Source organism: Dietzia sp. HMSC21D01 (assembly GCF_001815995.1).
In the GTDB taxonomy this organism is placed as follows: domain Bacteria; phylum Actinomycetota; class Actinomycetes; order Mycobacteriales; family Mycobacteriaceae; genus Dietzia; species Dietzia cinnamea.
The window spans coordinates 45,249-52,672 of record NZ_KV823945.1; the positions used below are offsets into that span (position 1 = coordinate 45,249).

Genomic DNA, 7,424 nt, shown 5'->3' on the forward strand with positions numbered 1-7,424 from the left:
GGCCGTACCGGACGCCCACGCGTATGCGCCGTAGCGCCGGCCTAGACGTTGAAGCGGAACTCCACGATGTCTCGCTCTTACATCTGCTCGAAGCATCGCGCCACTCCGCTGCGTAGTAGAGATCACGAATTAGCGGCAGCTGGCTCTGCGCTGTCGTCGCGTCGCAGCCTCTTTTCCGTCTGATGCCGGAGTTCCCAGTAGACAAGGTCTGAGATCTCCTTAACAACCTGTCCTCTGCGGTGAGGGCTCTCAAAGAACTTCTCCAAGATGGTGTTCTGGGTGTCCTGGTGATCGAGCACCGCGTTGGTGACAGCCGTTTCCATCGTCTGGGACTCGCGGAACTGCTCCTTAGAGTTGGCGTTGACCTGATCCTTAATCGCTTCGTTCTGTACGAGGATCGTGACTACGCCCTGCACCCACGACTCCACTGTGCCGGGGTCGAAGTCCTCATCCTCGAACAGTGAGTTGATGTTGCCGAGGATCTCTTGCCACGCCACCATGTGCGGGTCGCGTGAACGTCCGCCGCCAACGCCCATCGGATTGAGCTTCTCTCCATCGCCGACGAGCGGAATAGCTCCTTCACTCTTTCGGGTCTGTTTGATGTGGGTTAGCTCGATGTTGTTGAAGTCCAGCTCCTCTGGGGTCTTGCGACCCGTGAGGCGGGGCCGCAGGAGGCGGAGGAACAGCGCGAGCTTCTCCAGGTCGGTGTCCTGGTAATCAACGATCTGCGACAGGAAGTCGTAGAGCCGCACGAACGAGCCGACGTCTTTGCGAAACAAGTCGAGCTCGTCGACTTCAGCCTTGGCTTTGTCGATCACTGCTGCGACGTAGCGGTCGTTGAACCTGTCGGCTGCCCGCTTCAGCGGTGCGGTGTGCTTCCCGTGATCCTTGTCGATGATGAACGCTCGCGCGAATTCGTCCACGTCGTCGCTGGTGTAAATCCCGACGGTCTCGATCTTTCGTGCGAGGTCATGTACGAGATCAGGGTCGGTAGTCTCTACGATCTCAGCAGTCCGGTAGTACGGCAGGAACGCTTCGAGGATCGTGTCGGCGTCGTTGACGAAGTCGAGAATGAACGTGGTGTCCTTACCTCGGGCGGGCAGGGTGCGGTTCAGGCGTGAGAGGGTTTGGACGGCTTCGATTCCATCGAGGCGCTTGTCCACGTACATCGCGCATAGCAGCGGCTGGTCGAACCCGGTCTGGTACTTGTTCGCCACGATCAACACCCGGAACTGGTCCCCGGCGAATGCCTGCGGGATGCCACGCCCGCGCAGGTCGGGGTTCGTGTTCGCTTCGGTGTAGGGCTCCTGCACGCCCGGCATGGTGTCCTCGATCTGCTCCGAGGTCAGGCTGCCGGAGAACGCCACCAGAGTGCCGAGCTCGTAGTCGTGCTTGTCGATGTAGGCGTCGATCGCCATTTTGTACTTTAGCGCGGCAGCACGGCTCGAGGTCACCACCATGGCCTTCGCGTGACCGTAGAGCAGGTGCGCGACATTCTCGCGGAAGTGCTCGACGATGATCTGCACCTTCTGGGCGATATTCGTCGGGTGCAGGCTCACCCACCGCATCAGACCCTTCTTCGCGGCGCCCTCATCCACCAGGTCATCCCCGTCCGCAGCGTCGCCGGTCTTGCGAGCGAGCTGGAAGGCGGTCTTGTAGGTGGTGTAATTACGCAGCACGTCTAGGATGAAGCCCTCCTCGATCGCCTGCTGCATCGTGTACACGTGGAACGGTGCCGGTTTCCCGTCCGCACCGGGGCGTCCGAACATCTCCAGCGTCTTGCCCTTCGGAGTCGCGGTAAACGCATAGAACGAGATGTTCTGTGCCGTAGCGCGGGCAGCCATCTCGGCAGCGAGCACGTCCTCGACGCTCACCTCGCCGCCATCCTCGAGCGCCTCGACCTCGGCCTGCGAGAGGACTTGGCGCAGTTTCTGGGCGCTCGTACCCGTCTGTGACGAGTGGGCCTCGTCCGCGATCACCGCGAACTTCCGATCCGCGAGCCCACCCTGCTCTGCGAGGGCCTCCAAAACGAACGGGAACGTCTGCAACGTAACGATGATGATGAGCTTGCCGCTACTGAGCTCCTGAGCAAGAAGCGCCGATTTCGAGGAAGCCGATGCCTTACGGACCTCGTCAGCGTTGACCGTTCCCACAACGCCCTTGATGTCCTCAATCGACTTGATGGCTTTCTGCAACTGATCGTCAAGCACGGTCCGGTCGGTGACAACGATGACCGAATCGAACGTCTTCGAGTTATCGCTGTTGTGCAGATTCGCGAGACCGTGCGCGAGCCACGCAATCGAGTTCGTCTTCCCTGAGCCTGCCGAGTGTTGGATCAGATACTTCTTACCGGGACCCTCAGCCTGCGTGATGTCCAGCAGGCTGGTGACCGCCTCCCACTGGTGGAAGCGCGGGAAGATCATCTGCTGGCTACGCGAGCGAGCGCCGGTAATCGGATCGACCTTCTCGGTGATCTGCAGGTTGACGAAACGTTCCAGGATTTGCAGCCAGTTGTCACGCTGCAGCACCCGCTCCCACAGATACGACGTCGCAGCACCCTCAGGATTGACCGGATTTCCCGCACCCCCGTTGTTACCGAGGTTGAACGGCAGGAACACGGTGTTCGCACCATCGAGTTTCGTGGTCATATGAATCTCGTCCGTGGAGACCGCAAAATGAACCAGCGCACGGGCGCCGAACTTCAACAGCGGCTCACCCTTAGGCGGGCGATCCCTGCGGTACTGACGCACCGCATCATCAATCGACTGCGTGTTGTCCGTCTTCAACTCAGCCGTTGCAATCGGCAGACCGTTGACGAAAAACACCAAGTCGATGGAGTCCTGTGGGCGCTTCGCAGAGTGGTGCACCTGCCGGACCACGCGGAGTCGGTTCGCCTCGTAGTGTTCTTGAGCCCTGGGGTTCATTGAGGTCGCGGGCTTGAACGCGCACATCGAGAACTTCGCTGGAGTCCTCCTAAATCCTCCACGCAGCACCGCAAGCAGACCGCCTCCATGTTCGAGGGGCTGATCCAGTTCCTTCACCAGTCGCTCGAGCAGTAGCCGCTTAGCGAGCTCAGTCTCCACTTGGGATTCGGTGTCCGGCACGACGCGCGCCCACTGCTCAGGCTGCGTCGCCTGCAGCCAAGCAAACACATCCTCCGGGATCAGAGCCCGCTCTTGGTCGTATCCAGCGAACCCCTCCTCGTACAGCCAACCGTGTGCCGCGAGGTGCTCGCAGATCTCCGTCTCGAAACTCTTCTCGTGCTGAACACCCATGATCTTCTCCCTAAGCCTCGATCTGCCCCGTCACCGCAGCTGTAATCAACGCCGAACGCCGCTCCTGTAAAAGTCCAATTGCCCGCTCGATGGTGACCTTGGCATCAGCGAGCGCTGCTGCGCTTGCATCAAGTTCCGCAACAATCCCTTGCTGTTCTCTCCCGGCTGGTAGCGAAAGTGGGACCTGCCCGAAGGTCTGCCAATTTCGGAAGTCCACTGCTCGTTGACGGACGCTGGGTGCCTGAGTAGACAAAAATCCGCTATGCCCAAGGTAACGAAGTGAGTAGGCGATGAAGCGGAGATCATCATCCTCGTCACGGAGTCGACATACGTGATAGACGGGCGTGGACTGCCCATCGCTATCGGAGACGCCGACAGCACCGGCGAAGCCATCGAGGCCGTGGAACACGAGGTCGCCCGCTGCAATCCCTTGATACCCGGCCTCAGTCTCGGAGAACGTGAACCCTTCTTCACGACGGTTCGAGCGCAGCGTCACCTCACCATCACGAAACGCAGTAACGACGCCAGCCCCCGCAACCACTGGTCGGTCCAATTTCACAAGCAACCGCTTCAACGGGCGCGTCTTCACGGAAGTAAAGCCGGTGAAGGCAGCATGCCAGCGAGCCTCATTCCGAAGGTGGAGCAGGCCCAGGAGTTCGCGTTGTTTGGTTATGAGGTGGTCGATCTTCACCGTCTCCACATCAAGGAACCGAACAATCTGGTGTTGCTTCTCGAACGGCAAAAGCGGGAATGGAAGCTCTTTCAGCCCCTCCCATCCGAGGGATGCTCTGACTCCGTCCTCACCGAGGTTATTGAAGACTCGCCGAAAGTAGAGGTCCATGAAATACCAGTATGCGTAACGTGGAAGAACCTTCTCGGAAGGTTGAACTACGATGTATGCGGGACTTACGAGTCCTTCGTCGTCGGACAGGCCGACACGGCTCGTAGAGACGTTCTGGAGGTCAATGAGCTTGAACACAAGTTGACCCGGCTTCAGCAGCTGGTAGGAATCAAATGATTCCGGCTGCAGGCCGTCATTCGCCTCTCGCGATCTGGGAAGCACACCGTTCATGGTTAACGACAGGCGTTGGTATGCGTCAGCATCTCCTGCACCTGGGATTTCCCGGAACTTTTCAAACAGGTACCCCACCGGAAGGATCTCTAGGTCGGCGTCGGCTGATGGAGTTCCAAACCAAGCTGGGAGGGGTTCCCCTCGGAACTTCAACATCACTCCGTCACCTCGTTCAGTAGCTCAAGAATCTCGCGGGTGACCTGGTGGAGCTCTTTATCAATCTCCTCAAGCGGGCGTGGTGGCTGGTAGCGGTAGAAGTAGCGGGTGAAGGGGATCTCGTAACCTATCTTGGTTTTCTTCTCATCCACCCAGGCGTCGGGTACATAGGGTTTGACCTCGGTATCGAAGTAGGCCTTGATGGTGTCCTTGCGACCCTCATCCGCGTGGGTATTGCCGTTATAGGTGAACGGGACCCGTTCGGTGTCGCGCAGGCTCGCGTCGGGCTGCTTCTTGCCTCGGGCGTTCGTGATGACCCCGCCGTCGTCGCCGCGTTGAGGGCGTTCCACGGTGATGCTCCAGTAGGCGAACTCTTCGATCGGGACGATCTTGCAGTGCTCGGTCTCGGCATAGTCGGCGTAGAGTCGCACGATCGTGGCGCGGTTGCCTTCGGTGAGTTCACGGCCCTTGTCGCCGAGCTTCTTGCGCATTTTGGCATAGAACTCGGTGCCGTCGATCAGCTGCACTTTGCCTTGGCGCTCTTCGGGCTTGTTGTTATCCACAATCCAGATGTAGGTGGCGATACCGGTGTTGTAGAACATGTCAGTCGGCAGCGCCACGATCGCGTCGATGAGGTCGTGCTCGAGGAGCCACTTGCGGATGTTTGACGGGCCGGACTCTGCGCCTCCGTTGAACAGAGGGGAGCCGTTCATGACGATGCCGCCACGGCCACCACCCTTGATCTTGGGGCGCAGCTTGCTCACTACGTGTTGGAGAAACAGCATCTGTCCGTCGCTGACGGCGGGCACGTTCTGCTTAGGCTTGTCACCGCCAGCGTAGAAGCGGGATGCGTTGCCGAGCTCTTTAAGGTCGTCCATGACGGCGGATTGGCTGGCTTTCCAGTCGTCGCCGTACGGTGGGTTCGACATGCAGTAGTCAAACGTCTGGCCAGCGAACTTGTCGTCGGCGAGGGTGTCGCCGAGCTGGATATTGCTGGAGTCGTACCCCTTGATGAGCAGGTCGGACTTGCACACGGCGTAGGAGTGGTCGTTCCACTCCTGTCCATAGAGTCGCAGTTGCGCTTGCGGGTTCAGTCCGGGCTTGTCGGAGCCGCCGATCAGGTGCTCTTCTGCGATGGAGAGCATCCCACCTGTGCCGACCGTAGGGTCATAGATCGACCGGATAGTGCCCGGAGTGCTCAGCGCCTCGTCGTCACCTTCGAAGACAAGGTCCACAAGGAGGCGGATGGCATCACGTGGGGTGAAGTGCTCGCCGGGCGCCTCGTTGGAGGATTCGTTGAAGGTGCGGATGAGGTATTCGTAGAGGTCACCCATCTCGGCGTTGGTGACCGTCTTGGGGTGCAAGTCGATGTTGGCGAAGCGTTCCACAACGATGTACAGAATGTTCTTTTCGGCCATCGTGCTGATCTCGTCGGCAAGCTTGAAACGCTCGAAGACGTCCATGTTGTCGGAGAACCCATTGACGTACTGTTTCAGGTTTGCTTCGAGCCCTTTCGAATCCCCGAGCAGGGACTTCAGTGTCCAGGGACTGGTGTTGTAGAAAGGCAGGCCGGTAGCGCGCCGGACCTGCGCGGACAGCAGTTCAGGATTGTTCCCGAAGCGCTGCACCAACGGTCCGATGATTGCTTGGTGTTCTGCGAGAACGCAGTCGAGACGGCGCAGGATCGTCATGGGCAGGACGACGTTGCCGTACTGGCTGGCCTTGTACGGACCTCGCAACACATCGGCGGTGCCCCAGATAAATGCCCCAAGTTGACTCATCCGTTTTTCTTCTTTCAGTCCACTAGCTGTACTGCCCACGCAGGTTGTGTACGCGGTCTGCGGGTGAGGCGCCTCGTAGTGCGGTGTGGCCGCGGTGGAAATTGTAGTGGTGTAGGAACGCCGGGAGGCGAGCCGCGCGGTCGGACTCGCTGACGTACGCGGCGGCGTAAGCCCATTCCTCGAGCATCGTGCGGTTGTAGCGCTCGACCTTGCCATTGGTCTGCGGCCGGTACGGGCGAGTGCGTTTGTGCCTGATCTCCGGCCCGAGGGCGTCGGCGAACGCGTGGGAGCGGTAGCAGGAGCCGCTGTCGGTCAGGACCCGCCGCACGGTGATCCCGGCGTCGGCGAAGTAGGCGTTGGCCCGCTTCCAGAAACCAGCGGCGGTCTCTTTGCGCTCATCTTCCAGCAACTCGGTGTAGGCCAGGCGTGAGTGGTCGTCGACGGCGTTGTGGATGTACCAGTACCCGGTCCCTGCTCGCCGGTTTCGACGCCCTTTGGCGCGGCCGAGGACCTTGTGCCCGCCGCCGTCAGGGATGCGGCCGAGCTTCTTGATATCCACATGCACCAGATCGCCTGGCGCTGCGTGCTCGAATCGGCGCACCTGCCGCTTGCCCGCACGCACCGGGGCGCCGGTGGCCGGATCGGTGAACGCCAGCCTGACGCAGCCGTAGCGGGACAGGATCTTGTGCACAGTCGAGGGCTGCATGCCCAGGTGGTAGGCGATCCGGGCCGGGCCCCACCGGCGGGAGACGCGCAGACCGAGCACGCGGCGTTCCCTTCGACGCGGCGTCCGGGTCGGGCTGTGCTGCGGGCGACTGGAGCGGTCGATCATCCCGGCCTTGCCCAGCTGCCGGTACCGGCGGGCCCACTTGCGGGCGGTGGTGACCGAGACACCAAACCGCTCCGCCGCTCGCCGCGGCAGCCAGCCCTCCTCGACGACGCACCGAGCCAGACGCAGTCTTCCCGTCGGAGTCAGCGGGGCGTTAGCGTGGGACATGAAGACCTCCGTTGTGGATGTGTTTGCTTGGTCGCTTTCACACCTCACACGGAGGTCTTCCTCATGTCAGCCCGCCATGCCGACCGGTGACGCAACGTCCGTGGTCAGTACAACTAGTGTCGCGTTTCTGAAGTTGGTTTAGG

Annotated in this window: 4 protein-coding genes; all 4 read right to left on the reverse strand. The window is 60.6% G+C overall.

Annotation, left to right across the window (positions count from 1 at the left end; translation table 11 throughout):
- Nucleotides 1-122 precede the first annotated feature (122 nt).
- Genes HMPREF3086_RS10410 through HMPREF3086_RS10420 form a run of 4 tightly spaced genes read right to left on the reverse strand, consistent with a single transcriptional unit; the run spans nucleotide 123 to nucleotide 7,281 of the window.
- Nucleotides 123-3,275: a type I restriction endonuclease subunit R gene (locus tag HMPREF3086_RS10410; protein WP_070721710.1), complete on the reverse strand. Its 3,153-nt coding sequence runs from the start codon at nucleotides 3,273-3,275 to the stop codon at nucleotides 123-125.
- Nucleotides 3,276-3,285: 10 nt separating this feature from the next.
- Entirely contained in the window at nucleotides 3,286-4,503 is a 1,218-nt protein-coding gene (locus HMPREF3086_RS19625) for a restriction endonuclease subunit S domain-containing protein (protein ID WP_246830963.1), read from the reverse strand.
- Nucleotides 4,503-6,284 (reverse strand): type I restriction-modification system subunit M, encoded by a 1,782-nt coding sequence (locus HMPREF3086_RS10415; RefSeq protein WP_070721712.1) that lies wholly within the window; start codon nucleotides 6,282-6,284, stop codon nucleotides 4,503-4,505. The genes HMPREF3086_RS19625 and HMPREF3086_RS10415 overlap by 1 nt, the downstream gene beginning before the upstream one ends.
- Before the next feature lie 22 nt (nucleotides 6,285-6,306).
- The gene (locus HMPREF3086_RS10420; protein WP_070721715.1) at nucleotides 6,307-7,281 is read right to left on the reverse strand and encodes an IS481 family transposase; all 975 of its coding nucleotides are present in this window, start codon (nucleotides 7,279-7,281) and stop codon (nucleotides 6,307-6,309) included.
- Nucleotides 7,282-7,424: the final 143 nt, after the last annotated feature.

Coding starts and splice junctions, on each gene's coding strand:
- HMPREF3086_RS10410 (WP_070721710.1), bottom strand. CDS start 3,275: ATGGGTGTTCAGCACGAGAAGAGTTTCGAGACGGAGATCTGCGAGCAC.
- HMPREF3086_RS19625 (WP_246830963.1), bottom strand. CDS start 4,503: ATGTTGAAGTTCCGAGGGGAACCCCTCCCAGCTTGGTTTGGAACTCCA.
- HMPREF3086_RS10415 (WP_070721712.1), bottom strand. CDS start 6,284: ATGAGTCAACTTGGGGCATTTATCTGGGGCACCGCCGATGTGTTGCGA.
- HMPREF3086_RS10420 (WP_070721715.1), bottom strand. CDS start 7,281: ATGTCCCACGCTAACGCCCCGCTGACTCCGACGGGAAGACTGCGTCTG.